General features: G+C 70.3%; 29 protein-coding genes. 8 read left to right on the plus strand and 21 right to left on the minus strand.

The genetic code is table 11. The annotated features are described in order from the left end of the window. Positions 1-17: 17 nt before the first annotated feature. The 3 genes from WG922_RS18145 to WG922_RS18155 all read right to left on the minus strand — a co-directional run bounded on the left by WG922_RS18145 (position 18) and on the right by WG922_RS18155 (position 3,151). Positions 18-1,193: an AI-2E family transporter gene (locus WG922_RS18145; RefSeq protein WP_340284234.1), complete on the minus strand. Its 1,176-nt coding sequence runs from the start codon at positions 1,191-1,193 to the stop codon at positions 18-20. A 37-nt stretch (positions 1,194-1,230) separates the two neighbouring features. Continuing rightward, a complete protein-coding gene (locus WG922_RS18150; RefSeq protein WP_340284235.1) occupies positions 1,231-1,977 on the minus strand; it encodes a LytR/AlgR family response regulator transcription factor in 747 nt (248 codons plus the stop codon). 130 nt (positions 1,978-2,107) lie between these two features. Continuing rightward, on the minus strand, positions 2,108-3,151 hold the full coding sequence (locus tag WG922_RS18155) for a sensor histidine kinase (protein ID WP_340284236.1): 1,044 nt from the start codon (positions 3,149-3,151) through the stop codon (positions 2,108-2,110). 62 nt (positions 3,152-3,213) lie between these two features. Here WG922_RS18155 and argH point away from each other — a divergent pair, with 62 nt between their 5' ends. The 3 genes from argH (at position 3,214) to WG922_RS18170 (ending at position 6,425) form a co-directional block, all read left to right on the plus strand. After that, the gene (gene argH / locus WG922_RS18160; protein WP_340284238.1) at positions 3,214-4,611 is read left to right on the plus strand and encodes an argininosuccinate lyase; all 1,398 of its coding nucleotides are present in this window, start codon (positions 3,214-3,216) and stop codon (positions 4,609-4,611) included. Positions 4,612-4,732: 121 nt separating this feature from the next. After that, positions 4,733-5,131, plus strand: a complete 399-nt coding sequence (locus tag WG922_RS18165; RefSeq protein WP_340284240.1) for a response regulator — start codon at positions 4,733-4,735, stop codon at positions 5,129-5,131. A gap of 139 nt (positions 5,132-5,270) precedes the next feature. After that, positions 5,271-6,425: an alpha-hydroxy acid oxidase gene (locus WG922_RS18170; protein ID WP_340284241.1), complete on the plus strand. Its 1,155-nt coding sequence runs from the start codon at positions 5,271-5,273 to the stop codon at positions 6,423-6,425. Positions 6,426-6,526: 101 nt separating this feature from the next. Here the strand turns inward: WG922_RS18170 and WG922_RS18175 are convergent, their stop codons facing one another. Next, positions 6,527-7,462: a BLUF domain-containing protein gene (locus WG922_RS18175; RefSeq protein WP_340284242.1), complete on the minus strand. Its 936-nt coding sequence runs from the start codon at positions 7,460-7,462 to the stop codon at positions 6,527-6,529. A 105-nt stretch (positions 7,463-7,567) separates the two neighbouring features. Between WG922_RS18175 and WG922_RS18180 the strand changes: the two genes are divergently transcribed. Continuing rightward, positions 7,568-8,806, plus strand: coding sequence for a Y-family DNA polymerase (locus WG922_RS18180; protein WP_340284243.1), 1,239 nt, complete (start codon positions 7,568-7,570; stop codon positions 8,804-8,806). Between the two features lie 80 nt (positions 8,807-8,886). On the opposite strand, the gene WG922_RS18185 is transcribed toward WG922_RS18180, so the two are convergent. The 12 genes from WG922_RS18185 to WG922_RS18240 form a co-directional block, all read right to left on the minus strand. After that, positions 8,887-9,540, minus strand: a complete 654-nt coding sequence (locus tag WG922_RS18185) for a response regulator transcription factor (RefSeq protein ID WP_340284244.1) — start codon at positions 9,538-9,540, stop codon at positions 8,887-8,889. Then, complete coding sequence (locus WG922_RS18190; protein ID WP_340284245.1) at positions 9,537-10,607, minus strand: PAS domain-containing sensor histidine kinase; 1,071 nt, start codon at positions 10,605-10,607, stop codon at positions 9,537-9,539. Before WG922_RS18190 ends, WG922_RS18185 begins: the two co-directional genes overlap by 4 nt. A gap of 70 nt (positions 10,608-10,677) precedes the next feature. After that, a complete protein-coding gene (locus WG922_RS18195; protein WP_340284246.1) occupies positions 10,678-10,947 on the minus strand; it encodes a hypothetical protein in 270 nt (89 codons plus the stop codon). Positions 10,948-10,952: 5 nt separating this feature from the next. Next, positions 10,953-11,225, minus strand: coding sequence for a FixH family protein (locus tag WG922_RS18200; protein WP_340284247.1), 273 nt, complete (start codon positions 11,223-11,225; stop codon positions 10,953-10,955). Positions 11,226-11,241: 16 nt separating this feature from the next. Then, positions 11,242-12,666 (minus strand): cytochrome c oxidase accessory protein CcoG, encoded by a 1,425-nt coding sequence (gene ccoG / locus WG922_RS18205; protein ID WP_340284248.1) that lies wholly within the window; start codon positions 12,664-12,666, stop codon positions 11,242-11,244. Positions 12,667-12,870: 204 nt separating this feature from the next. Then, the gene (locus WG922_RS18210; RefSeq protein ID WP_340284249.1) at positions 12,871-13,584 is read right to left on the minus strand and encodes a hypothetical protein; all 714 of its coding nucleotides are present in this window, start codon (positions 13,582-13,584) and stop codon (positions 12,871-12,873) included. 245 nt (positions 13,585-13,829) lie between these two features. Then, on the minus strand, positions 13,830-14,747 hold the full coding sequence (ccoP, locus tag WG922_RS18215; protein WP_340284250.1) for a cytochrome-c oxidase, cbb3-type subunit III: 918 nt from the start codon (positions 14,745-14,747) through the stop codon (positions 13,830-13,832). A 12-nt stretch (positions 14,748-14,759) separates the two neighbouring features. Then, a complete protein-coding gene (locus WG922_RS18220; RefSeq protein WP_340284251.1) occupies positions 14,760-14,900 on the minus strand; it encodes a cbb3-type cytochrome oxidase subunit 3 in 141 nt (46 codons plus the stop codon). A gap of 14 nt (positions 14,901-14,914) precedes the next feature. After that, on the minus strand, positions 14,915-15,541 hold the full coding sequence (gene ccoO / locus WG922_RS18225) for a cytochrome-c oxidase, cbb3-type subunit II (protein WP_340284252.1): 627 nt from the start codon (positions 15,539-15,541) through the stop codon (positions 14,915-14,917). 37 nt (positions 15,542-15,578) lie between these two features. Beyond that, complete coding sequence (gene ccoN / locus WG922_RS18230; RefSeq protein WP_340284253.1) at positions 15,579-17,015, minus strand: cytochrome-c oxidase, cbb3-type subunit I; 1,437 nt, start codon at positions 17,013-17,015, stop codon at positions 15,579-15,581. A 321-nt stretch (positions 17,016-17,336) separates the two neighbouring features. Further along, positions 17,337-17,474 (minus strand): cbb3-type cytochrome oxidase assembly protein CcoS, encoded by a 138-nt coding sequence (gene ccoS, locus WG922_RS18235; RefSeq protein WP_340284254.1) that lies wholly within the window; start codon positions 17,472-17,474, stop codon positions 17,337-17,339. Between the two features lie 4 nt (positions 17,475-17,478). Further along, entirely contained in the window at positions 17,479-19,878 is a 2,400-nt protein-coding gene (locus WG922_RS18240) for a heavy metal translocating P-type ATPase (protein ID WP_340284256.1), read from the minus strand. Between the two features lie 232 nt (positions 19,879-20,110). Between WG922_RS18240 and WG922_RS18245 the strand changes: the two genes are divergently transcribed. After that, a complete protein-coding gene (locus tag WG922_RS18245) occupies positions 20,111-20,533 on the plus strand; it encodes a universal stress protein (protein WP_340284257.1) in 423 nt (140 codons plus the stop codon). Between the two features lie 151 nt (positions 20,534-20,684). After that, positions 20,685-21,980, plus strand: coding sequence for a DUF2254 domain-containing protein (locus tag WG922_RS18250; RefSeq protein ID WP_340284258.1), 1,296 nt, complete (start codon positions 20,685-20,687; stop codon positions 21,978-21,980). A gap of 17 nt (positions 21,981-21,997) precedes the next feature. Here WG922_RS18250 and WG922_RS22035 read toward each other — a convergent pair whose 3' ends face one another. Further along, complete coding sequence (locus tag WG922_RS22035; protein WP_445322855.1) at positions 21,998-22,081, minus strand: hypothetical protein; 84 nt, start codon at positions 22,079-22,081, stop codon at positions 21,998-22,000. A gap of 199 nt (positions 22,082-22,280) precedes the next feature. After that, positions 22,281-22,940: a bifunctional 4-hydroxy-2-oxoglutarate aldolase/2-dehydro-3-deoxy-phosphogluconate aldolase gene (gene eda, locus WG922_RS18255; protein WP_340284307.1), complete on the minus strand. Its 660-nt coding sequence runs from the start codon at positions 22,938-22,940 to the stop codon at positions 22,281-22,283. Between the two features lie 245 nt (positions 22,941-23,185). Here eda and WG922_RS18260 point away from each other — a divergent pair, with 245 nt between their 5' ends. Both WG922_RS18260 and pdxH read left to right on the plus strand, forming a co-directional pair. Beyond that, positions 23,186-23,758, plus strand: a complete 573-nt coding sequence (locus tag WG922_RS18260; protein WP_445322856.1) for a gamma-glutamylcyclotransferase — start codon at positions 23,186-23,188, stop codon at positions 23,756-23,758. Beyond that, positions 23,755-24,402, plus strand: coding sequence for a pyridoxamine 5'-phosphate oxidase (gene pdxH / locus WG922_RS18265; RefSeq protein WP_340284260.1), 648 nt, complete (start codon positions 23,755-23,757; stop codon positions 24,400-24,402). Before WG922_RS18260 ends, pdxH begins: the two co-directional genes overlap by 4 nt. A 125-nt stretch (positions 24,403-24,527) precedes the next feature. Here the strand turns inward: pdxH and WG922_RS18270 are convergent, their stop codons facing one another. The 3 genes from WG922_RS18270 to WG922_RS18280 form a co-directional block, all read right to left on the minus strand. Then, positions 24,528-24,869, minus strand: a complete 342-nt coding sequence (locus WG922_RS18270) for a hypothetical protein (RefSeq protein ID WP_340284261.1) — start codon at positions 24,867-24,869, stop codon at positions 24,528-24,530. Positions 24,870-25,145: 276 nt separating this feature from the next. Continuing rightward, a complete protein-coding gene (locus WG922_RS18275) occupies positions 25,146-25,685 on the minus strand; it encodes a DUF3299 domain-containing protein (protein WP_445322853.1) in 540 nt (179 codons plus the stop codon). Further along, a complete protein-coding gene (locus WG922_RS18280) occupies positions 25,675-25,914 on the minus strand; it encodes a hypothetical protein (protein ID WP_340284262.1) in 240 nt (79 codons plus the stop codon). Before WG922_RS18280 ends, WG922_RS18275 begins: the two co-directional genes overlap by 11 nt. Positions 25,915-25,926 lie beyond the last annotated feature (12 nt).

Genomic DNA, 25,926 nt, shown 5'->3' on the forward strand with positions numbered 1-25,926 from the left:
CAGCAGCCGCCGCCTCGTCAGGTTCCGAGCAACTCCCCCACCGGCTTGAGGTCCTCGATGCGGTCGCACACCGCCTTCACGATCATCATGATCGGAATGCCGAGCAGCAGCCCCCACACGCCCCAGAGCCAGCCCCAGGCCAGCACGCCGATGAACACGGCGACGGCGTTCATGCTGTTGGCGCGGCTGGTCAGCCAGGGCACCAGCAGGTAACCCTCCAGGGTGTTGATCACCAGCGAAGCGCCCGCGACCACCAGCGCCGGCTGCACCTCGCCGAACTGCAGGAAGGCGACCAGCGCCGCCGCCCCCGTGACCAGGATGGAGCCGACATAAGGCACCAGGTTCAGCACGGCTGCCGCCACGCCCCAGACGGCGGCATGCTTCAGCCCAAGGAGCGCGAACACGATCGCCGTCGAAACCCCCACCAGCACGCTGGCGAGCACCTGCACCAGCAGGTAGCGCTGGATCTGGGCATGGATCTCATCGAGCGCCTGCACGGTGAGCTTCTTGTTGCTCAGGCTCGGGCCGGTGATCTTCACCAGCTTGCGCCGGAAGGTATCGCCGGAGATGAGCAGGAAATAGGTGAGGAACGCGACCAGCACGATCTGGCCGACCAGGCTCACCAGACCCACGGTGCCGGTCCACAGGTGGTCGCGGACGTCGAAGCCGGGCTTCTCGACCAGCACCCGCTGCACGTTCGGCGGCGTCGGTTTGGGCACGTTGTCGGTGGCGCGTTCGAGTTCCGCGGCCGCGCGCTGGACGGTTTCGATCGGGGTCGGCTCGGCCACCGATCGGTTGCCCAGCGCCGCGCCCAGGCGTTCGGCGGCATCGGGCAGCGTGCGGATGAGGGCGGCGGCGTCGTCGGCCAGGGAGTACACCAGGCCGGCACCGCCGGACAGAATGAAAAGAATCAGCATCCCCGCCCCGACAGCCCGGGGCACGCGCATGCGCACCATCATCTCGACGATCGGGCCCAGCGCATACGAGAGCAGGAAACCCAGCATGACCGGGATGAAAAAGGCGCTGGCCCAGCGCAGCACCGCCAGGACCGCGATTGCCGCCAGCACCGCCAGCGCAATGCTGCGCGGGTCGGCGGGCGCCGGAACGACGCTCTCGGGCGGGTCCTTGGGCCCCAGCGGCTCGGGCTGCGGCACCTGCTCGAGGACTTTGTCTACCTGCTCTTCCTGATTCATGGGGTTCCCGCGTACTGGCCCGCGTCCCCTCGATTCCTCAGCGCGTGAGCGCCTCCCGTACCGCGGCGAGCTGCCGGCGCGACACCGCCAGCAGTTCGTCGATGCCCTCGAGCCGCACCGCCCATCCCTCGCCCTCTTCGGGGTCGTCGTGCCGCTCCAGCGCGCGCAGCGCGCGCCGGGCGACCAGGGCATTGCGGTGGATGCGCAGGAACTGCGCACCGTGCCGTTCTTCGAGCTCGCTCAAGGACGCATCGGAAATATAGCTGCGGCTGGCCGTGCGGACGGTCACGTACTTGAGTTCGGCCTTGAAATAGATCACCTCCGACAGCGGGAGTCGGACAAGGTGCCCTCGGTCCTGGATGACCAGGGACTCCGTCGCTGCGAGCGCACCACCGGCCTGCGCCCGCACCAGGGCCTGCCGCTCGACCTTCTGCAGGGCCTGCTGCAGCCGCGCGAGCCGCACCGGCTTGGTGAGGTAGTCCAGCGCCTCGAGGTCGAAGGCCTGCACGGCGTGATCGGCGTGGGCGGTCACGAACACCACCGGCGGCGGCAGCGGCAGGCGGCGGATCTCCTGGGCGAGGCTCAGGCCATCGGTCGCGGGCATGCGCACGTCCAGCAGCACCAGGTCGAAGCGCTGGCGGCGCAGCAGTTCGAGCGCCTGCGACGCGTTGCCGGCCTCGCCCGCCACATCGGCCGCGGGGTCGCGGCAGTCGGCCAGCAGGTTGCGAAGGCGCGAGCGCGCCAGGACCTCGTCATCGACCAGCAGCACCTGAAGTCCGGGCATGCTCACCGCCGGACCTCCGCACAGCGCGTCGCGCGGGCCTGGCTCGCGGGGGCGACCGGGCGACGCAGGCGCGGGGCCTGCGCGCCCCGCGCTGCGGCGCCAGGCCGCCCGTGCGACGTGCGCCGAGGCCTCACGCCGGCACCTCGAGGCGCACCTGATAGACCCCCTCGTGCAGGCCACTGTGGAACAGCGCGTGCACGTCGTGCAGCAGGCGCAGGCGCTCGCGCACGTTCTCCTGGGCCACGCCGTTGCCAGGACGGCCCTGACCGTTGGGCACGGTGTTGGTGACCTTGATGACTACCGTGCCGCTGCGCCGCTCGGTGCTGATGCGTACCTGCGCGCCGTCGGCGCTGGGCTCCACGCCGTGCATGACGGCGTTCTCCACCAGCGGCTGCAGCACCAGCGGCGGCACCTTCGCGCCACCGGCGCGGGGATCCAGCGCCCACTCCACGCGCAGGCGTTCGCCGAAGCGCACCTGCTCGATGTCGAGGTACCGGCGCGCCAGCGCCACCTCCTCCGACAGCGTCACCGCCTCGCCGTGTTCCGACAGCGCGTGGCGAAACAGGTCGGCCAGATCCTCCAGGACCGCCTCGGCGCGCGCGGGATCCTCGCGCACCAGGGCGACGGCGGTGTTGAGGGTGTTGAACAGGAAGTGCGGCCGGATGCGTGCCTGCAGTTCGGCCAGGCGCGCCGTGGTGTCGGCCGGCATGCGCCCCTTGGCACGCCACACCAGCGCCGCCACCACCGCCCAGGCGAGCAGCGCGCCCGCGCAGGCCGACGCGAGCCAGGGCGCCCGCAGCGGGGCGGCCGCCAGCACCAGCACGCCACACCCGTACAGGCCCGCCAGCGCGCCGAGGACCACGCCGCAGGCCTGCTGCACCGCGATGGGCAGCCGCGCCAGCAGTCCCTTGGCGCTGCAGGCCACCAGCAGCCAGCCCAGGATGGCCGCGAGCGTGCCGCCACTGAGGAAGGCCACGCGTTCGAGCCAGTCGCGCCAGCCGCTGGCGACGAACATCGCGCCGACCCAGACCACCGCCTCGACGAACAGCAGGGTGCGCAGCACGACGCCGGCATGGCAGGCGTCGAAGACCAGCATGCGCGGCGCCGCCGGGCGGGGCGGCGCCGGCGCGTCGGGGAGGTCGGTGAAGGCCGATAAAATTCGCTGGTCCCGCATCGGGCGATGTCTGCGGCATGTGCCGCGGTGCTGTCCAGGCCCCGATTATTCCCCCCTCGTCCATGTCCTCCAACCAACTCGATCACAAGTCCCAGGCCTGGTCCGCGCTGTTCTCCGAGCCCATGAGCGATCTGGTCAAGCGCTATACCTCCAGCGTGGGGTTCGACAAGCGCCTGTGGCGCGCCGACATCCAGGGCTCGCTCGCCCATGCCGCCATGCTCGCGTCGCAGGGCATCATCTCGGCCGAGGACCGCGCCGCCATAGAGCGCGGCATGCAGCAGATCGCCGGCGAGATCGAGCGCGGCGAGTTCGACTGGAAGCTGGACCTGGAGGACGTGCACCTGAACATCGAGGCGCGCCTGACGCAGCTGGTGGGCGACGCCGGCAAACGGCTGCACACGGGCCGCAGCCGCAACGACCAGGTCGCCACCGACGTGCGCCTGTGGCTGCGCGGCGAAATCGACCTGATCCAGGGCCTGCTGTCCGACCTGCAGAAGGCCCTGCTGCAGCTCGCGGAGCAACACGCCGAGACCATCCTCCCCGGCTTTACGCACCTGCAGGTGGCGCAGCCCGTGAGCTTCGGCCACCACATGCTGGCTTACGTCGAGATGTTCGCGCGGGACGCCGAGCGCATGGCCGACGTGCGTCGGCGGGTCAACCGCCTGCCCCTGGGCGCCGCCGCCCTGGCCGGCACCAGCTACCCGCTGGACCGCGAGCAGGTGGCGCGGGCGCTCGATATGGACGGCATCTGCCAGAACTCGCTCGACGCGGTCAGCGACCGCGACTTCGCCATCGAGTTCACCGCCGCCGCCTCGCTGGCAATGGTGCACGTGAGCCGGCTCTCCGAGGAACTGATCCTGTGGATGAGCCAGAACTTCGGCTTCATCGAACTGGCCGACCGCTTCACCACCGGCTCGTCGATCATGCCGCAGAAGAAGAACCCCGACGTCCCCGAGCTCGCCCGCGGCAAGACCGGTCGCGTGGTCGGGCACCTGGTGGGACTGCTCACGCTGATGAAGGGTCAGCCCCTGGCCTACAACAAGGACAACCAGGAAGACAAGGAGCCGCTGTTCGACACGGCCGACACCCTCAAGGACACGCTGCGCATCTTCGCCGAGATGGTCGGCGGCATTACCGTGCGACCGCAGGCGATGGAGCAGGCGGCGCTGCGCGGGCATGCCACCGCGACCGACCTGGCCGACTACCTGGTCAAGAAGGGCTTGCCGTTCCGCGATGCGCACGAAACGGTGGCGCACGCGGTGAAGGCCGCGAGCGCCCGGCAGATCGACCTGGCCCAGCTCCCCCTGGACGAGTTGCAGCGGTTTCATCCGGCGATCAGCGAGGACGTGTTCCAGGTGCTGTCGCTGCGCGGCTCGCTGGATGCCCGCGACATCGCCGGCGGCACCGCGCCGGCGCAGGTGCGCCGGCAGGTGGCGCTGCACCGGGCCCGCCTCGCATGAGCCGGCAAGCCCCGCCAGTCAACCTGTCCCGGGTCGGCAACACCTTGTAAGCGGCTTCGCACCTCCACCCTGACGCCCCGAAAATGAATCTTCTTTCGATCGAGCGCCGCCCCGCGCACCCATGACCCAGCACACTCCAACCACCACCGACCAGGGCTCGCTCCATGTGCTCGTGGTCGATGACAACCACGACGCCGCGGACACGCTGGCCGAGGTGCTCGAGATCATGGGCTGCCGCACCGCGACCGCGTACGACGGCCTGGAAGGCGTCGAAAAGGCCGACGAGCTGCGCCCCGACGCCGTGGTCCTGGATCTCGGCATGCCACGCCTGAACGGCTACGAAGCCTGCCAGCGCATCCGCGCCCAGCCTTGGGGACGTGGGCTGCGGCTCGTTGCCGTGTCCGGCTGGGGCCAGCAGGACGACCGCCGCCGCAGCATGGAAGCCGGCTTCGATGCCCACCTGGTCAAGCCCGTCGCGCCCGAGGAACTGCTGGCGCTGCTGGAAAAGCCCCGCGCCTGACGCGGCGGCGCGCGCATCCGGCGAAAGCGGCCGCGCACTGCCGGCGGCATCCCAATAAATTTCCGCGCCGCACAAAATTCTTCAAACGGGGCCGCGCCACGGCTCGGCTAGCATCGGCCGCCAGACCGAGGAGACGACCGTGCCCGTGATCACCACCATCGACGACCTGCGCGTGCTCGCGCGCAAGCGCGTGCCGCGCATGTTCTACGACTACGCCGATTCCGGTTCGTGGACCGAGAGCACCTACCGCGCCAACGAAACAGACTTCGCCGCCATCAAGTTCCGCCAGCGGGTGGCGGTGAACATGGAGGGGCGCAGCACGCGCACCACCATGGTCGGCCAGGAGGTGGCGATGCCGGTGGCCATCGCACCCACCGGCCTCACCGGCATGCAGCATGCCGACGGCGAGATCCTTGCCGCGCGTGCCGCCAAGGCATTCGGCATCCCGTTCACGCTCTCGACCATGAGCATCTGCTCCATCGAGGACGTTGCCCGCGGCACCGACAACCACCCGTTCTGGTTCCAGCTGTACGTGATGCGCGACCGCGATTTCATCGGCCGGCTGATCGACCGGGCCAAGGCGGCCAACTGTTCTGCGCTGGTGCTCACGCTCGACCTGCAGGTGATGGGGCAGCGCCACAAGGACATCGTCAACGGCCTGTCGGCGCCGCCCGCCCCCACCTTGCGCAACCTGCTGAACCTCGCTACGAAGCCGCGCTGGTGCATGGGCATGCTGCGAACGCCGCGCCGCAACTTCGGCAACATCTACGGCCACGTCAAGGGCATCGAGAACATGGGCTCGCTTGCCGAATGGACGGGCAAGCAGTTCGATCCCTCGCTGTCGTGGGCCGACGTCGAGTGGATCAAGAAGCGCTGGGGCGGCAAGCTCATTCTCAAAGGCATCCAGGACGTGGAGGACGCGCACTGCGCAGTGGAGTCCGGCGCCGATGCGCTCATCGTCTCCAACCACGGTGGCCGCCAGCTCGACGGAGCCCCCTCCTCCATCTCGGCACTGCCGCAGATCGTGGCAGCCGTGGGCGAGCGCATCGAGGTGCACATGGACGGCGGCATCCGTTCCGGCCAGGACGTGCTGCGCGCCGTCGCCCTCGGAGCCAAGGGCACCTACATCGGCCGCGCCTTCCTGTATGGGCTCGGCGCCATGGGCGAAGCGGGCGTGACCAAGGCCCTGCAGATCATCCACAAGGAACTCGACATCACCATGGCCTTCTGCGGCCGCACCGACATCAACACGGTGGACCGCAGCATCCTGCTGCCGGGCACCTACCCGACCTGACAGCGCAAGGCCGGTGCTGCAGCGCAGTACCCGCGCCGGTTCGAGCACCCGCGGCTGCGCCCCGGCCCCGCCGTCCTCTCCTGCGCCCGCCACGGCGTCTTCTACTGCGCCAGCACCGGCTGCAGCGCCGCCCAGACGCCGGCGTAGTCGCGCGGATCGGCGATGGCAGGCACGTACGCCAGACGGCGGCTGGCGGCCAGCGCGAGCAGCGCCCCATGCGCGCGCACATCGGGCCCCACACCGACCAGCATCGGCGGCTGCGCGTGGCCCGCGCAAGCAGCGGCCATGCTGTCGAGCAGCGCTGCGTCCCGCGCGGCCTCGCCGCACAGCAGCAAGACGAGATGCGAGTTGGCCTGCAGCAGCGCGCGCGCGAGCGGCACGGCCAAGCCCTTGCGCGCCAGCGAGACGATGCGCAAGGCACGGCCCTGCACGCGCAAGTCGGCGAGTTCGGATGCGACATCGCGCGCGAGCGCCGCGAAGCGCCGGTGCGCCACCGCGGCGCCGTGCCGCGCCGCCAGCCAGCGCACCAGTTCGAACGCGGTCGTTCCCACCGCACTGGCCAACAGGACGCGCTGGCATGCGTCCGACTCCTGGAACTCGCCGCCCTGGCCGCAGCGCAGCGGCATGGCGATGCGGCACCACACCTCGGCGGGCCCCACTGCGCGGTCCTGGTCCCGCGCGCCTGCGCTTGCCGCACGCGCGATGCGCTGCGCCAGCACGTGGGGCGGCTCGTCGCAGGGCACGACCGCCATGGACCAGGGGCCATCGAGCAGCCGCGGACCGCGGCTCGCGTGCACCACCTGCAGCTCGCGGTGCCGCGCATCGCGCGCCACCCGCTCCATCAGCCGGTGCATGCCGACCGCGGGTCCCTCCTTCCACTGCAGGAACCAGCCAGCCTGGTGCAAGAGCGCGGTGTGCACGCCCAGGGCCTGGTTGTTGCGCAGCGCACTGCGTCGGATGCGTTCGAGCTCGCCGAACACCGGCTTCTCGAGGCACGCGCGGCTCGCATACAGGACGCGGGCTACCGGCGGCGGCATGAAGGAGCGGCGAACAAGAGAACGTCTGGGATGCGCATGCGGCGCGGATGATGGCGGCAGCCGCAGCGGCGTCGCTTGCGTCAGGTCAAGGCGACAATAGAAACCATGTCCCGGCAGCGCCGTATCGCCCATCTCGACATGGACGCGTTCTTCGCGTCGGTGGAGTTGCTGCGCTATCCGCAGCTCAAGGGCCTTCCGGTGGTGATCGGCGGCGGCCGCAGGCGCGTCGATGAGTTGCTGCTCGAACGCTTCAAGGAGCTGCCCCTGAGCGAGATTCCCGCCGATGCCTTTCCCCGTCTCAAGGACTATGTCGGCCGCGGCGTCATCACCACCGCCACCTACCCGGCGCGCCAGTTCGGCGTGGGCTCGGCCATGGGCATGATGAAGGCGGCGCGGCTGTGCCCGCAGGCGCTGGTGCTGCCGGCCGACTTCGACGAGGTGCGCCGCGTCTCGCGGGCCTTCAAGGCCACCATCCGCGAGATCGCGCCTTTGGTCGAGGACCGGGGCGTCGACGAGGTGTACATCGACTTCACCGACGTGCCTGGCGGACAGCGCGAGGGCGGACGGGTGCTGGCACGGCTGATCCAGCGTGCCATCTTCGAGCGCACGGGGCTGACCTGCTCGATCGGCGTCGCGCCGAACAAGCTGATCGCCAAGATGGCGAGCGAATTCGACAAGCCCAACGGCATCTCGATCGTGCGGGACGACGAGATCGCCTCGCGCATCTGGCCGCTACCGGCGCGCAAGATCAATGGCATCGGACCCAAGGCCGACGCGCGCCTGCAAGCCCTGGGCGTGCACACCATCGGGGACATGGCCGCGCGCGAGTGCGCGTGGCTGGTGGAGCACTTCGGCCGGGCCACCGGCACCTGGATGCACCATGCGGCATGGGGGCGCGACGACCGCCCGGTGGTGACCGAAAGCGAGCCGGTGTCGATGAGCCGGGAAACCACCTTCGAGCGCGACCTGCATGCGGTGCGCGACAAGGCGGTGCTCGGGGCGGTGTTCACCGAGCTGTGCGAGCGCGTCGCGGGCGACCTGCAGCGCAAGGGTTATGTCGGCCGCACCATCGGCATCAAGCTGCGCTACGACGACTTCCGCACCGCCACCCGCGATCTGACGCTGGAGCGCTTCACCAGCGACGCGGCGACCATCCGCAAGGCGGCGGGCCAGTGCCTCAAGCGCGTCGATCTCGACCAGCGCATCCGGCTGCTCGGCGTTCGCGTCGGCAAGCTCGCACCGGCTGCCGCGGCCCTGCAGGTGCGCGAGGAGGTTGCGCGCAGCCTGGAGCTGTTCGATTCGGTCACGCCTCTCGCGTCGGGCACCAGCGACGCGCAGGCCTGAAGGCCCGCGACGCGCCGGCGCCGCGGCATGCAGGTGCGGGGCACGGCGCGCGCATCGTGCAGCTGCCGACGGCCCCCGCGTCAGGGCCCGTCGCCCTCCTCCTCCAGGCCGTGGCGCATGGCATAGCGCACCAGCTCGGCGGGGCTGTGCACGCCGAGCTTGTGCATCAGGTTCGACTTGTGGCTGCTCACCGTCTTCACCGACAGGCTCAGGCGCTGCGCGATCTCGGTCACGGACTGCCCCGCCAGAAGCTGTCGGAACACCTCGAACTCGCGCGTCGAGAGCGATTCGTGCGGCGGGGTCTCGCCGCCTCCGCCCGGCATCGCGCCCAGGGCGAGCTGCTGCGCCACTTCCGGGCTGATCCACGCGCCGCCCGCCGCGATCTTGCGCAGTGCCTGCTCGAGCTGACCGGGCGCGCTTTCCTTGGTGAGATAGCCACTGGCGCCGGACTTGATCGCCCGCACCGCGTATTGCGACTCCTGGTGCATGCTCAGCACCAGGATGCGCAGGCGGGGCTTTTCGGCCTTGACCAGCTTGATGAGTTCCATGCCGCTGCGCCCGGGCATGGACAGGTCCAGCACCAGCAGGTCGAAGTCGGTCTCGCGCACCAGGCGCAGCACCTCGGCGCCGTCACCGGCCTCGCCGACCACCTGGAAGTCGGTGACGCTCTCCACGATGCGCTTGAGGCCCTCGCGGACGATCGCGTGGTCGTCGGCCATCACGATGCGGATCATGCGGTCGGCTCCAGGTCGGCGCGAGGCGCCGGAATGCGCGCCTCGATGCGCGTGCCCTGCCCCGGGGCCGACGCAATGCGCACCGTGCCCTCCAGCAGCTGCGCCCGCTCGCGCAGTCCGATCAGCCCGAGCGACTGCGGCTTGCGGTCGGCGTCGGTCCGAAAGCCCTGGCCGTCGTCGCGCACCGACAGCACGATCTCGCGGCCTTCGCGCGCCACCCGCACCCAGACCTGGTTCGCGCGGGCGTGCTTGGCCGCATTGGCGAGCGATTCCTGCACGATGCGGAAGACGGCCGTCGCGTGCGGCTCGCCCAGCTCCAGGGACTCGTCGGCGTCGAGCGCGCAGGGCACGCCATGACGTTGCGTGAAGCTCTGCACCAGCCATTCGATCGCCGGCACCAGGCCCAGGTCGTCCAGCACCAGGGGCCGCAGGTCGGCCGAGATGCGACGCGTGGCGGCCACGCTCGCGTCCAGCATCTCCAGCATGCCGGCCAGCTTGGTGGCCACGGACGCCGGATCGTCGCCCAGGTGGTCGCGCACCCAGATCGCGTCCATCTTGAGCGCCGTGAGCGACTGCGCCAGCTCGTCGTGCAGTTCACGGGCAACGCGCGTCTTCTCCTGCTCGCGGATCGCGCTGGCCTCCGTCGCGAAACGCGCGAGGTCCTGGCGCGCCCGCACGCGCTCGGTCACGTCGCGCAGGATGACCGAGAACACCTTGCCCTCGGCCGTGTCGATCTGCGAGATGGAGGCGTCCATCGGGAACTCGCTGCCGTCCGCCCGCAGGCCGTACAGCACCATGCCCTCGCCCTTGCGGCGCGAGGTGACGCCGGTGTCGGCGAAGTGGTGCACATGGGCCGCGTGGCCGGCGCGAAAGCGCTCGGGAATCAGCATCGACAGCGGCCGTCCCATCACCGCGTCGGGGGGCCAGCCGAAGGTCTGTTCGGCCGCGCGGTTGTACAGCACGATGCGCTCGCGGGCATCGATGCTGATGATGGCGTCCATGGCCGAGTCGAGCAGCGCGGCAAGCCGGCTGGCGGCATCGGAATCACGCAGGAGGGAAAGGGACACGGGTGCGGCAGCGAGCATTGGGGTGCCGCCAAATTTACCGCACGCGCGGGCCGCGCTGCGGCAGCCCCGCTCACTCGGCGGCGGCGACCGCCTGTGCCCCACCCGCTGCGCTTGCTCCCGCCAGCAGCAGGCACAGCGCGCTGGACAGCATGCAGGTTATCCAGAACACGAAAAAGGCCGCGGTGTAGACCGCCTGGCGGCTCCAGCCCAGGGGCCCGCCTGCCCAGGACAGCTCCAGCGGATCGACCAGCGCGAACACCGCCATCTCCAGCACGCAGGCGCCGAGGAAGGCGGGCCACGCCACCAGCATCGCCACGCGACCCCAGGGAGTGGTGGCCATGGCGGTCAGCGCGCCGGCGCCGGCGATGCGGCGTGGTTGCGTCCCTGCACGGCCGGCAGCAGGCCCTTGGCCTGTTCCTCGGCCAGCGTCCTGTTGATCTCGATGCCGCGGCGGTAGTAGTCCTCGGCCACCAGCGGGTCGGGCGTGCGCACCGCCAGTACCAGGGTAGCGATGCCCGCGATCACCACGATCACGGGCCCGGCGATCACCAGCCAGACGTGGCCGTGGTGCCACCAGGGGCTGCTGCTGCGCAGCGCGTCGTCTTGCGTGTCATGCATGGGAGGGAATGCCTTTCTATCGTGGCACCAGGAACACGGATTTCTCGCGGACCTGCGCGTCGCCCGAGGCGGTGCCGATGGTGAAGTGGATGGGGTGCGATCCGGGCTCGGCGCCGCCATAGGGCAGCTGCAGGCGCACGGGAACCCAGCGGGACTGGGCCGGACCGACGGTGAAGTCGGCCTCCGATGCCACCGCCAGCCCGGGCAACCCCGTCGCGGACAGGTGGTAGGTCTGCGGCTCTTCGGTCGCATTCATGATCTGCAGGCGATAGACGTTTTCCAGCTTGCCACCGGCGACGATGCGCGCCAGCGCGGCGCGGTCGCGCACCACGTCCACCTTCAGCGGCGTGCGCATCGCCAGGCTCAGCGCGATCGCGAACGACAGCACCCCCAGGATGGCCGTGTAGACGAGCACGCGCGGGCGCAGCACCCTGCGCAGCATGCGGGCGTGGTCCCAGCCGCCGGCCAGCGCGTTCTGCGTGGTGAAGCGGATCAGCCCGCGCGGGTAGTTCATCTTGTCCATCACGCTGTCGCACACATCAACGCAGGCGGCGCAGCCGATGCATTCGTATTGCAGCCCCTTGCGGATGTCGATGCCGGTCGGACAGACCTGCACGCACAGCGTGCAGTCGATGCAGCTGCCCAGGCCCTGTGCGGCGAAATCGACCTTGCGCCCGCGCGAGCCGCGCGGCTCGCCGCGGGCGGCGTCGTAGCTCACGATCAGGGTGTCCTTGTCGAACATGGCGCTCTGGAAGCGGGCGTACGGGCACATGTACTTGCACACCTGCTCGCGCAGGAAGCCGGCATTGCCCCAGGTCGCCCCGCCGTAGAACAGGACCCAGAACACCTCCCACGAACCCATGCGGGCGTGCAGCAGCTCCTGGCCGAGTTCGTGGACCGGCGTGAAATAGCCCACGAAGGTAAAGCCCGTCCACAGCGCGAGCGCCAGCCACAGCAGGTGCTTGCCGCCCTTGCGCGCCAGCTTCTCGACCGACATCGGTGCGGCGTCGAGCTTCAGCCGGGCGTTGCGGTCCCCCTCGAGGCGGCGCTCGATCCACAGGAACATTTCGGTGTAGACGGTCTGCGGGCAGGCGAAGCCGCACCACAGGCGCCCCGCCACGGCGGTGAAGAGGAACAGCGAGAGCGCGCTCACCACCAGCAGGCCGGTGAGATAGATGAAGTCCTGCGGGTACAGGACATAGCCGAAGAGATAGAAGCGGCGCGCCGCGAGGTCGAACAGCACCGCCTGGCGCTCGCCCCACTGCAGCCAGGGCAGGCCGTAGAACACGAGTTGCGTCAGCAGCACGCAGGTCCACCGCCAATTGGTGAACCGGCCCTGCACGCTGCGCGGATAGACCTTCTTGTGTGCCTCGTAGAGCGACTGCGTTTCGCCCTCCGGCGGGGGCTCGTGGGGCACGGGCACGATGGGGATGACTTTCACGGCGGCTTCGCGGTGGTAGCGGAACTGCCGTCATGGTGCGCTGCCGCCGGTGCCAGGCACTTGTCCTAAGTCATGTGCGGGCGCATTCGGGTACCTGGCCCGGATGCGGGCACGCAGCGCGCGCTGCGCCCGCCGGGGCAGCGGGCCGGTCCGCCGCCGCTCGAGCGGGCGGCTGCGCTGCGAGCGCCCGCGTCCGGTCGGCTGCTAGTTCGCCGCGAAGCAGTAGAAACGCCCGGAGCCCCCGGTGCGCACCAGGGCCTCCTGGTTGCAGCCGGCCGACTGGTGAGAGAAGTTCCAGGAACGGGCCCAGTTCTCGGGCATCGGGCCGCTGCGGTCGTGGTGGCCGACCACGGCCGATCCGTCGGGTGCGGAAGAGGTCCAGGCCTTGCAGGTGGTGTCGGTCTGGGGCGCGAAGGCGGTGCCGTCGGAGCGCGAGCCGGTGAGGATGTCGTGTTCGTTGGGTTGCTCGCCGCGGCCTCGCACCGGATTGCCGCGTTCGTCCAGCGCGGTTTCCTTGCTGATGTTGTTGCCGTTGTGCAGGTGCTCGAGGTCGCTCGCGATCAGCGAATTGCGGGAGTTGTGCCAGGGGCCCGAGCCGATGCGGTCACGGGCGTTCACTGCCGGAACACCCTTCGGGTTGGCAGCGGACGGGAAGGTGGGTGGCGTGCTCAGGTAGGCACGCCAGGTGCGGTGGCCGGCGCCGACGGCCGCTGCCAGCCGCTGGCAGTGGGCGTCGGCCCCGGCCAGTCCGCCGAGATCGGCACCCCGGCCGCTGCCGACGCTGGTGACGAAAAAGGTCATGGGGCCGCTGGCGGCGGCCTGGCGCGCCATGGCGCCCGGCGACGGCGCGGGGCTCGAGCAGGCCCCCAGCAGTGCGAGCGCGGCAACGGCGGCCAGGGCATGGTGGACACGGGGCATGGGCAGGTCTCCTGATGGTTGGTGGTGACCAGGGTATTACGCCCGGCGCCGTGTGCTGCCTACCTCAGGGCCTTCCCTAAATGAGCAGCGGGGCCGAAGCCCCGCCGTGGCGACAACCGATGGGCTGGCGATGCCCCAGCCCAGCCGCCGTGCATGCCACCGGCCGACCGGCGCGGCTCCAGGCGCGGCAGGGGCCGCGCTCGCCGCCTGTTGGCCGCCGCGCGGGCACCTCGCCGCGGTCCGACTCAGTGCCGCACCGCCGGCGCCTTGTTCGACAAACCCCAGACGTAGGCCGACAGCACGTGGATCTGCGCATCCGTCAACTTGCCTTGCTGGGCGGGCATCTGGCTGGTCTTGCCGTTGTTGATGATGTTCACGATGGCCTGCTCGCCCCAGCCGTGCAGCCACACGTCATCCGTGAGGTTCGGGGCGCCGAGCGCCGCGTTGCCTTTGCCGTCCATGCCGTGGCAGGCCGCGCAGGCGGTGAACTTGCCGCGTCCGAGTTGGGCCCGCAGCGAGTCGTGCGGCGCCTTGGACAGGCTCAGCACGTAGTGGGCGACGTTCTTCACGTCATCGCTGCCGCCCACCGCCGCGCCCATCGGCGGCATGGCGCCGGTGCGGCCCTGGTGAATGGACTGCGCGATCTGCGCGGGCTCGCCGCCCCAGAGCCAGTCGCGGTCGGCCAGATTGGGGAAGCCCTTGCTGCCGCGGCCGTCGGAGCCGTGGCACTGCGAGCACTGGTTCATGAACACGCGCTCGCCGATCGCCATGGCGTTCGGGTCGCCGGCCAGGTCCTCGGGCTTGCGCGCGGCGAACTGGGCATAGAGCGGCTCGAGCTGCTCGCGCGCCCGGGACATCTCCTTCTCGTAGTTGCCCGCGGTGCTCCAGTTGAGTTGCCCCTGGTAGCTGCCCAGCCCGGGATAGGCCACCAGGTACAGCAGCGAGAAGACGATGGTGAGCACGAACAGCCACATCCACCAGCGCGGCATCGGGTTGTTCATCTCGCGCAGGTCCTCGTCCCAGACGTGACCGGTGGTGTTGTCGGCGTCGGACGCGACCCGCGTGCGCGCCGTGACCCAGAGCAGCACCAGGCACGCCACGATGCTCACGAGGGTGAGGCCGGCCACGAAGACCGACCAGAAATTTCCGGTGAAGTCGCTCATCGCTGCAGCTCCTTATTCGTCGTGCTGGAAGGGGACGGCGGCGGCGTCGTCGAAACGCTCGCGGTTGCCGCGGGCATAGGCCCAGGCCGCGATGGCGAGGAAGGTGCCCAGCGAGAACAGCGTCGCCAGGATGCGCATGGTGGTGATGTCCATGGTCTCTCTACTCCTTACTTCAGCGCCAGGCCCATGCCCTGCAGATACGCGATCAGCGCGTCCATCTCGGTGCGGCCCTTGACGTCCGCCGGCGCCTTGCCGATCTCCTCTTCGGTGTAGGGCACCCCCACCATGCGCAGCGCGCGCATCTTCGGCTGGATCTCGGCCGGATCGAGCACCTTCTTCTCCAGCCACGGATAGGCCGGCATGTTCGATTCGGGCACCACGTCGCGCGGGTTGACCAGGTGCACGCGGTGCCATTCGTCGCTGTACTTGCCGCCCACGCGGTGCAGGTCGGGCCCCGTGCGCTTGCTGCCCCACTGGAAGGGATGGTCGTAGACGAATTCACCGGCCACCGAGTAGTGCCCGTAGCGCAGCGTCTCGGCGCGGAAGGGGCGGATCATCTGCGAGTGGCAGTTGTAGCAACCCTCGCGCAGGTAGATGTCGCGCCCGGCCAGCTGCAGCGCGGTGTACGGCTTGACGCCCTGCACCGCCTCGGTGGTGGACTTCTGGAAGAAGAGCGGGACGATCTCGACCAGTCCGCCGATGGCGACCACCAGCAGGATCAGCACGATCATCAGGAAGTTGCTGGTCTCGACCTTCTCGTGCGAGAAGCCAGCCTTGGGTTGGGCGTTGCTCATGATGGGTTTTCCTATCGCGTGCCAGTGCGTGCGTTGCTCAGGCGTGGGCCGGCGTGGGCACGCTCAGGCGCAGCGCCCGGCCGCCGGCGACGGTCATCCAGGTGTTCCAGGCCATGACCAGCATGCCGCCCAGGTACAGCACGCCGCCGAGCACGCGGATCACGTAGAAGGGGTAGCTCGCCTTGACCGACTCGACGAAGGTGTAGGTCAGGGTGCCGTCGGGATTGATCGCGCGCCACATCAGGCCCTGCATCACGCCGGCGATCCACATGGCGGCGATGTACAGCACGATGCCCAGGGTGGCGAGCCAGAAGTGCAGCTCGATGGCCGGCACGCTGTACATCTTCTTCTGCCCGAACAGGCGCGGGATCAGGTAGTAGAGCGAGCCCATGGAGATCAGGCCCACCCAGCCGAGGGCGCCGGAATGCACGTGGCCCACGGTCCAGTCGGTGTAGTGCGACAGCGCGTTGACGGTCTTGATGGACATCATCGGGCCCTCGAAGGTGCTCATGCCGTAGAAGGACAGCGACACGATCAGGAAGCGCAGCACCGGGTCGTCGCGCAGCTTGTGCCAGGCGCCGGAGAGCGTCATCACGCCGTTGATCATTCCGCCCCAGCTGGGCGCCAGCAGGATCAGCGAGAACAGCATGCCCACGCTCTGCGTCCAGTCGGGCAGCGCGGTGAAGTGCAGGTGGTGCGGGCCCGCCCACATGTAGGTGAAGATCAGCGCCCAGAAGTGGACGATGGACAGGCGGTAGCTGTAGACCGGACGCTCGGCCTGCTTGGGAATGAAGTAGTACATCATTCCCAGGAAGCCGGCGGTGAGGAAGAAGCCCACCGCGTTATGGCCGTACCACCACTGGATCATCGCGTCCTGCACGCCGGCGTAGGCCGAGTAGGACTTCATCCACCCGGCGGGAATCGCGGCGCTGTTGACCAGGTGCAGGATGGCCACCGCCAGGATGAACGCCCCGTAGAACCAGTTGGCCACATAGATGTGGCGCACCTTGCGCGTGCCCACGGTGCCGAAGAACACGATGGCATAGGACACCCACACCAGCGTGATCAGGATGTCGATGGGCCATTCGAGTTCGGCGTATTCCTTGCCCGAGGTGTAGCCCAGCGGCAGGCTGATGGCCGCGGCCACGATCACCGCCTGCCAGCCCCAGAAGGTGAAGGCCGCGAGCTTGGGCGCGAACAGCGGCACGTGGCACGTGCGCTGCACGACCCAGTAGCTGGTGCCGATCAACGCGCAGCCGCCGAAGGCGAAGATCACCGCGTTGGTGTGCAGCGGCCGCAGGCGCCCATAGCTAAGCCAGGGGATGCCGAAATTGAGCTCGGGCCAGGCGAGCTGGGCCGCGATGAACACGCCGACCAGCATGCCCACCACACCCCAGACCACGGCCATGAGCGAGAACTGCCGCACCACCGTGTCGTGGTAGCGGGCAGGGGAAGCAGCGGAGGCTGTCGTCATGGATTGCACCTTGTTGATGTTGCGGAAAGTGTCGGCGGCGAGGGCCGCTGGGCTCTTGATGCAAGTCAAGCCGGCACCACGGCACCACGGCGGCGATGCGTGCAGCCGACGGCGTGCGGGCTGCAAGCTGCAAGCTGCGTTCGGGGTTCGGCGTTCGGCGACGCTGCGGCGTCGGATCTGCGCTCGCACGCCGGCCATCGCCGGAGCACGCAGATCGAAGGCATCGGATGCGGCGCAGGCGTAGCGGCACGCGTGGCGATCCGTGTGCCACGACGCACCGGCGGCACGCGTCGGCACGCGCCCGCGGCACGCGCGCGGTGCTCAGTCGCCCTGCAGGATACGCTCGCCTTCCGCGTCCACCGACTCGAACTGGCCGCGCCAGACGGCCCAGCCGAGCCCGCCGAGGATCAGCAGGGCCAACGCCACGGACAACGGGATGAGAACGAAGAGGATGTCCATGGCGTCAGGTGCGGGGAAGGCGGCTCAGGCGGGCGGCGTTGGCGACCACCAGCAGCGAACTGGCGGCCATGCCCAGGCCGGCGAGCCAGGGCGGCATCAGCCCGGCGATCGCCAGCGGAACGCAGGCGGCGTTGTACAGCGCCGCCCAGGCGAGGTTCTGGCGCACGATGCGGCGGCTGCGGCGCGCCTGCGCCACCAGCGACGCCACATCGAGCAGTCGGCCGCTCTGGACGATGAAGTCCGAGCGCGCCTGGGCCAGCGGCACCCCGTGGCCCATGGCCGCCGACACGTCCGCGCACGCGAGCACCGGTCCGTCGTTCATGCCGTCGCCGACCATGAGCACGCGCCGGCCCTGGCGCTGCAGCGCGCGCACGCGCTCGAGCTTGTCCTCGGGCGAGCAGCCGGCCTCCCAGCGCTCGATGCCTGTGCGCTCGGCCAGGCGGCGCACCGCGCCGGCCCGGTCGCCGGACAGCAGCCGCAGCTCCAGCCCTGCTTCGCGCAGGGCGGCGATGGCCGGCGCTGCGTCGCTGCGCAGCGACTCGCTGAATTCGAAGGTGGCGAGCCAGCCCGCGTCGTCGGCCAGGTGCACCTGCGGTCCGTCGGCGGCTGGGCGATCGAGGCCGCAGAAGGCGGCCGACCCCAGGCGCAGGCGCCGCGCCGTGGGCGTATCGCCACCTGCGGCCGCATCGCCCGCGGGCGACGCGATCCACAGCGTCCCACTGGCGAGCCGCCCCTCGAGCCCCTGCCCTGCGATTTCGCGAACCTCCTCGACCTGCGGAACCGCGCGACCGGCGGCGGCCGCAAGGGCGCGAGAAAGCGGATGCAGCGAGTGGCGCGCCAGCGCGGCTGCCGCAGCGAGCACCTCGTCTTCGTGCTCGCCCGGGCGGCAGCGCAGCGCGCCCAGCACCAGCGCGTCCTGCGTGAGCGTGCCGGTCTTGTCGAAGACCACGGTGTCGATGCCGGCTGCGCGATCGAGCGCCTGCAGCTGGCGCACCAGCACGCCGCGCCGCGCCAGCGCCCCCGCGGCAGCGAGCGTCGCGGCCGGCGTGGCCAGCGAGAGCGCGCAGGGACAGGTCACGATCAGGACCGCCACCGCGACCGACAGCGCGTGCGCCGGCCCCGCCACCCACCACCACGCGGCGGCAAGCGCGGAGGCGCCCAGCACCGCCACGAGGAAGGGGCTGGCCAGGCGGTCGGCCAGCTGCGCGAGGCGCGGCTTCTCGACGGAGGCGCGCTCCATGAGGGCCACGATGCCGGCGAACCGGGTGTCGGGGCCGACGCGCTCCACCCGCACGCACAGCGTGCCGGATAGGTTGTGGCTGCCTGCAATGACGGCGTCGCCGACGTCGCGCGGGCGCGGCGCGGATTCGCCGGTGAGCAGGGCCTCGTCGATGCGGCTGTCACCGGCCTCGACCACGCCGTCCGCCGGCACCACCTCGCCGGCAAGCACGCGGATCCGGTCTCCGACCGCAAGCCGGCGCACCGGCACCCGCACGAACTCACCGCGCTGCGCATCGAGCCGCTCGACGGTGGCCGGCAGGCTGCGCATCAGGGCCTGCAGCGATCCCGCCGTGCGGTCGCGCAGGCGCAGCTCCATGAGCCGGCCCGACAGCAGGAAGAACACGAACATCGTGACCGAGTCGTACCAGACCTCGCTGCCCCAGGGCCCGGACGGATCGAAGGTCGCTGCCGTGCTGGCGCCGAAGGCGATCACGATGCCCAGCGCCACCGGTACGTCCATGCCGATGCGGCCGTGGCGCAGGTCGCGCAGCGCCGCGGAGAAGAACGGCCAGCAGGAAAACAGCACCACCGGCAGCGTCATCATCCAGGCGCCCCAGCGCAGCAGCGCCTCGATGTCGGGCGTGATCTCGCCCGGCGCCGCCACGTAGATCGGCAGCGCATACATCATGGCCTGCATCATGCAGAACCCCGCCACCAGCCAGCGCCAGAGCATCACGCGCTGCGCGCGCCGGCGCGGCGCCGCCTCCAGCTGGTCGCCGGCGGGCTGGGCTCCGTAGCCGGCCCCGCGCAGCGCCCGCAGCCACTGCGATGGCCTGCAGGCACCGTCGCGCCACACCACGCGCGCCGTCTGCGTGGCGCCGTTCACCTCGACCGATTCGACGCCCTCGACCGTCGCAAGCGCCTGCTCCACCAGCAGGCTGCAGGCCGCGCAGTGCATGCCATCGATGGCGAGCCACGACTCCCAGCGCTGCGCCTGTCCAGCCGCGGGGCGGCTGAACGCCTGCCACTCGAGGGGGTCGTCCAGCGCGGCCCATGCGGGATCGCCGGCGTCCACGGCGATGCCGGGCGCACCGCCGACAGGCGCGGATGCGGCTGCCGGTGCGGACGGCTCGGCCGGCGCGCACAGCGGCGCACCGGGGGCAGGGATGCTGGAAGATGCCATGCCGCGAGGCTACGAGGGCGGCCTGCAGGGGGCGTTGACGTGGATCAAGCCCGGCCGAGCCCGGATGACTAAGCTGTGCCGTGCCCGATGTCCCTGGCGAAAGACCGCGAGCGCGAGCGATTCCGCCGCGCACTCCCCGCATGGCGCCGAGTCGCTGCGCAGGGGCGAAGCGGCCCGTCAGGGGCGCCGAGCGCGAAAACCCATTCGCAACAACAACGAAGGAAGAGTCCCCATGAAGATCGTCTTTGCCGCCGACGGAAGCAGCTGCACGAAAAAGGCCCTGGCCTTTCTCGTGACCCACGAGAACCTGGCGGGGCCGGACGACGAGCTGCTGGTGCTGAACGTGCAGCCGGCCATGCCGCCGCGCGTGCGCTCGGCCGTGGGCGCCGAGATCGTCACCGGCTTCCAGACCGAAGAGGCCGAGAAGGTGCTCGCGCCGATCCGCAGGTTCCTGGACAAGCACCAGATCCGCTATCGCTGTGACTGGCAGGTCGGCCACGCCGCCGAGCAGATCCTGCGCACGGTCGCACGGTCGAAAGCGCACATGGTGGTCATGGGGACGCACGGGCACGGCGCCCTCGGCCGTGCGCTGATGGGCAGCGTGGCCCAGAAGGTGGTGACGGGCGCCGAAGTGCCGGTGCTGCTGATCAAGTAAGGGCCGTCGCGCGGGCAGCGCCGCGCAGAGCGCGTGCCTCATCTGTCGAAACGCTCCTACAGGGGCCACCCCCGTCGCATCGTCCACTCGGTAGTGCGCGTCGCTGCAGCAGGCCACCTCCGTGGCCCGGCGACGACGAGGCTGTTGCACGATGATCCTTCGACTGCGGGCGTTGTGGAGCCAGATGCAATCGAGCTTCTGGTTCGTGCCCGCGCTCATCGTCGCGGGCTCGCTGCTGGTGGCCGTCGGTCTGATCTACCTCGAGGGCGACTGGACCGACGGGTTGGCCGAGTGGTCGCCCCGGCTGTTCGGCGCAAGTGCCGACGGCTCGCGCGAGATGCTCGGCGCGATTGCCGCCTCGATGATTACGGTGGCCGGCGTGGTGTTCTCGATCACCATCGTGACGCTGTCGCTCACGTCCACCCAGTACTCGCCGCGCGTGCTGCGCAACTTCATGCGCGACCGGCCCACGCAGGTGGTGCTCGGTGTGTTCGTCGGCATCTTCGCGTACTGCCTGGTGGTGATGCGCACGGTGCGCGGCGAGGATTCCATCGCGTTCGTGCCGTCGCTGGCGGTGCTGGGCGGCCTGCTGTACGCACTGGTGGGCATCGCTCTGCTCATCTACTACATCCACCACGTCGCCCAGAGCATCCAGGCGCCGGCGATCATGAGGCGCCTTGCCAGCGACACCGCTCGCGCCATCGACGAGCTCTTTCCGAGCGGGGTCGGGCAGTCACCCGAAGCCGTCGGCGCCGACCGGCGAATTCCTTCCGAGTGGGTGACGGTGCGCGCCGAGCACAGCGGCTACCTGACACAGCTCAGCGGCGAGAGCCTCATGGACTATGCGCGCGAGGAAAGCCGCGTGGTGTGGCTGTGCCACCAGGTCGGTGATTTCGTCAGCGAAGGCGCGCCCCTGGTGGCGATCAGCGGCCACCGGCCGATCAAGGAAGACGAGGCCGATCGGCTGCGCAAGTGCGTCATGCTCGGCACCATGCGCACGGTAGACCAGGACGTGCGCTTCGGCCTCAGCCAGTTGGTCGATGTGGCGGTCCGTGCGTTATCGCCGGGCATGAACGACGTGGCCACCGCCTGCATGTGCGTGGACCGCCTCGGTTCGCTGATGGCGCGGCTCGCATCGCGCTTCATGCCGAGTCCGCTGCGCTTCGAGGAAGACGAGTTGCGCGTGATCGCCCCGGCGCCGGGTTTCGACGACTTGCTGCTGCTGGCATTCGAGCCGATCGTGCGGCACAGTCGCGGCGAACGGCATGTGCTCGAACGCGTCATGGATGCGCTCGGCACGATCGGCGGCGCAACGAGCGACCCCCAGCGTCGAGCCGCGCTGATGCGCGTCGTGCGCGAGCTGCAGCTCGAGCTGCAGCTGATCCAGCCGCGCGCCCGCTCCCGCGAGCTGCGCAGCCGGCTGCGCACGCTCGAGCGCAGCCTCTGATGCTTCCTGCCCCGGCCTCAGAAGATGAGGCCGCCCAGGCCCAGCACCACCGCCAGGCCGATCAGGAAAATGATGACGACGATCCAGAAGATGACTCGCATGGGGGGGTCCTTTCATTCCTGTGCTTGCGATCTGCGAACCAGTCTCGCGGCGCCGGCACGGCGCCCCTGTAGGACGCCGTCGCGTGGGCTGCGGCTGGAGCACGGCCAGGCAGCGTCGGGCGGTCCGCACAGGCGCGCCGGCACCGCTTGGGGGCGGGGACGCGAGCCGGGTCGCGCCTGCCGCGCCGGCGCGACGCGCTCAGCGCCGCTGGAGCTGCGTCGCCTCGCGGGCCAGCTGGGTGATGCGCGCCCAATCGCCAGTCGATACCGCGTCGGCTGGCGTGAGCCAGGAGCCGCCGACGCAGACCACGTTGGGCAGCGCGAGGAACTCGGCCGCGTTGGCGGGCGACACCCCGCCGGTCGGGCAGAAACGCAGCTCGGGGAAGGGCCCTCCCCAGGCCTTGAGCATCGCCACGCCGCCGGCCTGCAGCGCCGGGAAGAACTTGAGTTCGGTGTGCCCGTCCTCGGCCGCCGCCATGATTTCGCTGCCCGTGGCGACGCCCGGCAGCAGCGGCAAGCCGAGATCGCGGCAGGCATGTCCGACGCTGGACGTGTAGCCGGGGCTGACCGCGAAACGCGCACCGGCGCGGCTGGCGGCGCGGGCGTCGGCGGCGCTGCGCACGGTGCCCGCGCCCGGCACGGCCTCGGGCACCTCCCTGGCGATCGCCTCGATGCAGGCCAGTGCCACCGAGGTGCGCATCGTGACCTCGAGCATGCGGATGCCGCCGGCCACCAGCGCCCGCGCCAGGGGAACGGCCTGGGCCACCTCCTGCAGCACGATCACCGGGATGACCGGCGCGTCGCGCATGACCTGCAGCGCCGTCACCGCCGTACCTGTTTCGTGAGCGCCTGCCGCCATGTGCGTGCCTTCCATGCCGATGAACGATGCCGATCCGAGGAAATGCATCCTAACGGCAACAGCACGCGCGCCGACTGCGCGGTGGGTCCCGGTTTGCGGCCCGTTACCCTTCTGGGACACCGGCGCGCTTGCTACAGTGACCGGCCATGAGCCTGCTGGCCACCACGCCGCTTCCCACCACCACCGCCGTCGGGCTGGAGTCGCACCCTCATGCTGCCCTCAAGCCGCTGCGCGACCCGGTGCCCCTGCTGGAGCGAGCCCTGCGCGAATGGGGCGGGCACCGCGACCTCTGGCTGTTCGGCTACGGATCGCTGATCTGGCGACCCGACTTCGACTTTGCCGAACGCCGGCCCGCGCGGGTGCACGGCTGGCACCGCGCCCTGAAGATGTGGAGCCGCATCAACCGCGGCACCCCCGAGCGGCCTGGCCTCGTGTTCGGGCTGCTCTCCGGCGGCAGCTGCCAGGGCATGGCTTTCCGCATCTCCCAGTCCAGCGTGCGCGACGTGCTCACGCGGCTGTGGGCGCGCGAGATGGTGACGGCCGTGTACGACCCGCGCTGGCTCGGCTGCCACACCACGCAAGGCACCGTCGAGGCGCTGGCATTCACGCTCTCGCGCCGCAGCCCCAACCACACCGGCGTGCTGAGCGAAGACGAGTACCGCCAGATCTTCTGCAGTGCCTGCGGCATCTACGGCAGCACGCTCGACTACGCGGCACGCACGTATGAAGAGCTCAGGCGCATGAACATCCGCGACCGCCACCTCGAGCGCCTGCTGCGGCTGGCGCGCAGCGATGAGGCGGCACAATCCGCGCCATGAGCAGCACCTCCGAGCACATCGCCGACCTGCGCAAGAGTTATGAGCGCGCCGAGCTGAGCGAGGACGCCAGCCACGCCGACCCGCTCGCACAGTTCGACCAATGGCTCGGCGAGGCCATCGCCGCGCAGCTGCCCGAGCCCAACGCCATGACACTGGCCACGGTCGCGAGCGACCTGCGGCCCAGCACCCGCGTGGTGCTGATCAAGGGCTATGACGCCCGGGGCATCGTCTGGTACACCAACTACGACAGCCGCAAGGGCCGCGAACTGGCGGGCAATCCCTTTGCCGCCCTGCAGTTCCATTGGGTCGAGCTCGAACGGGTGGTCCGCATCGAAGGGCGCGTGGAGCGCACCGGCGCCGACGAGAGCGACGCCTACTACGCCAGCCGCCCCCTCGACTCGCGCATCGGCGCCTGGGCCAGCCCGCAAAGCGAGGTGATCGCGGGCCGTTCGGTGCTGGTGGCCAATGCGGCGCGATACGGGGCGCAGTTCATGCTGCAGCCGCCGCGCCCGCCGCACTGGGGGGGCTTTCGCCTGGTGCCCGACCGCTGGGAGTTCTGGCAGGGCCGCAAGAGCCGCCTGCATGACCGGCTACGCTACCGCCGCGAAGGGGCGGCCTGGCTGCGCGAGCGCCTGGCGCCTTGATTGCAGCGCCGGCGCCACCAGACGGCGCCACGCCGGCCGCACACATCCCGCGCCTCGCACGTTTCGCCCGCCTTTCCAGGGGTGCCGCCGCTGTCGGATATCGTCAGCGCGCGGCGCTGATGCGCTCAGCGTCCGGAGGCAGTCCGTTGCGCGCGCCACCACTGCATGAGCGCGTCGAAGTCGCCGCGGAAGCTTCCGCGCAGCAGCCCCTCGTAGCGCATCGAGCAGATGACGGCGCTTCCGACATCGAGCAGGTCCTGGCGGGCAGCGGCCGCGCATTCTCGAAACAGCGCCTTGCGGCAGGCGTCGGGCTGGCTCGCGTAGTGCGCGATGACAGCGGCGCGCTGCAGCAGCGGGTCCAGCGCGGCCGGCTCACCCTCGCAGGGCGGCGCAGCTTCGGCATGGGCTGCGGCGGCGGCCCCGCCCAGGAGCAATCCCAGCACGGCCAGGGCGTTTCGAGCAGACATGGAGCAGCTCCTTGGTTGCTGCTGCCATCGTCGCCGTGTGCAGGCGCATGCCGCTGTAGGACAGGTACGCACCAGGGCGTTTTGCGCCGCGGCTCATGCACCGGGGTTCGCACGGGTCATGACCATGCGAGGATCACAGGCTGCTCTCGAATGACACCGCACAGCACGCCGTGCGGCTCGCTGCGAGCGCCTTCTCGCTGGACACCGCAAGCGCCGCAGGCGCAGCGCCCGCCACTGGCGCCGCCGCACGCCGGAAGGCGGTGCTCGATGCAGGAATCAGCGAACGGTAACCGCGTCCGTCACCCGATAGAACAGCCCCATCGGATCGTCGCGCAGCACGGCGAAACGCCCTTCCACGGTGATCGGCTCGGGCGTGTAGGCGACCGGGGCCTTGGTGCGCACCTCGACCATGCTTTCCGGCCCGCCGGGCACGCAGAAACTGCAGGTCAGGGGCACGGAGCTGAGCAGGAAATGCCGCTGCTTTTCGCCCGGCTGCAGCGGCATCATGAATCCCTGGATGCGCTGGGTCTTGCCGTCCAGCGCGAGCTGCTCGCTTGCGAATTGCGGCAGCACGCGCTGCTTCTCGGTGCGGGACGTCACCGCCGTCAGCAGCGACCAGGGCACCACGTCGGCGCGCTGCGGCAGCGGCGGAAAAGGACTGTCGGGGCCGTGCACGCCGGCCCCGCTGCCCTGCGGCACGGCGGGCGCTGCATTCTGCGCCGACGCGGGCGCGGCGGCGAGCATGGCCAGCGCGAGCACGCAAGCAGGCCAGGCGCCGCGCAGTCGATGGTGCCCAGGGCGGTGTTCAGTGCGCATGGCGCATCCCGCAATACTTGCCGATCGCCAGCCCCTTGCAGGCCGCCAGCAGCTCGCGCTGGCAGATCTCGGGCGACTTGCCGGATTCGAGGCAGCGCGCGGCGGCTTCGTGGGCGGTGGCCATCGCGCGGTGGCGCTCCACGTCCTTGGCAATGTCTTCCTTGCTGTGCTTGTCCTGGGCGAACAGGGCCAGCGGCCAGAGCAATGCGGCGATCAGCAGATGTTTCATGGCGGGGAGGTC

Source organism: Ramlibacter sp. AN1015 (assembly GCF_037726105.1).
Taxonomy (GTDB): domain Bacteria; phylum Pseudomonadota; class Gammaproteobacteria; order Burkholderiales; family Burkholderiaceae_C; genus Ramlibacter.